General features: G+C 73.5%; 1 protein-coding gene. It reads left to right on the forward strand.

The features are described 5' to 3' along the window. The coding region (locus E2F48_RS17185) for an IMP dehydrogenase (protein WP_185149841.1) at positions 1–743 on the forward strand (743 nt) is incomplete at both ends.

The following is a 743-nucleotide window of genomic DNA, read 5'->3' on the forward strand; positions in this document are numbered from 1 at the left end:
CCACCGGGGCCCTGCGGGTGGCCGCCGCCGTGGGCATCAACGGCGACGTCGAGGCGAAGGCCGCGGCCCTGCTGGCGGCAGGGGTGGACACCCTGGTGGTGGACACGGCCCACGGGCACCAGCGCAAGATGCTCGATGCCCTCAAGATCGTCCGCTCCCTGGATCCGCAGGTGCCCATCGTGGCCGGTAACGTCGTCAGCGCCGACGGGGTGCGCGACCTGGTCGCGGCCGGGGCGGACATCGTCAAGGTCGGCGTCGGGCCCGGGGCGATGTGCACCACCCGGATGATGACCGCCGTGGGCCGCCCGCAGTTCTCCGCGGTCCACGAGGCCGCCACCGCCGCCCGGGAGCTCGGGGCGCACGTCTGGGCCGACGGCGGGGTCCGCTACCCCCGCGATGTGGCCCTGGCCCTGGCCGCCGGGGCCAGCCAGGTCATGATCGGGTCCTGGTTCGCCGGGACCTACGAGAGCCCCGGGGACCTGCACACCGACAGCGACGGGCGGCGCTACAAGGAAAGCTTCGGGATGGCCTCGGCGCGGGCGGTCCAGCACCGCACCCGCACCGAGGACGTCTTCGCCCGGGCCCGCAAGGGACTCTTCGAAGAGGGCATCTCCACCTCCAAAATGTACCTGGACCCCGCCCGGCCCGGCGTGGAGGACCTGCTGGATATGATCACCGCCGGCGTGCGCAGCTCCATGACCTACGCCGGAGCCCGCTCCCTGGCCGAATTCCGCGACCGCGCC

Origin of the sequence: Arthrobacter crusticola, assembly GCF_004357995.1 — a bacterium.
Lineage (GTDB): Bacteria > Actinomycetota > Actinomycetes > Actinomycetales > Micrococcaceae > Arthrobacter_D > Arthrobacter_D crusticola.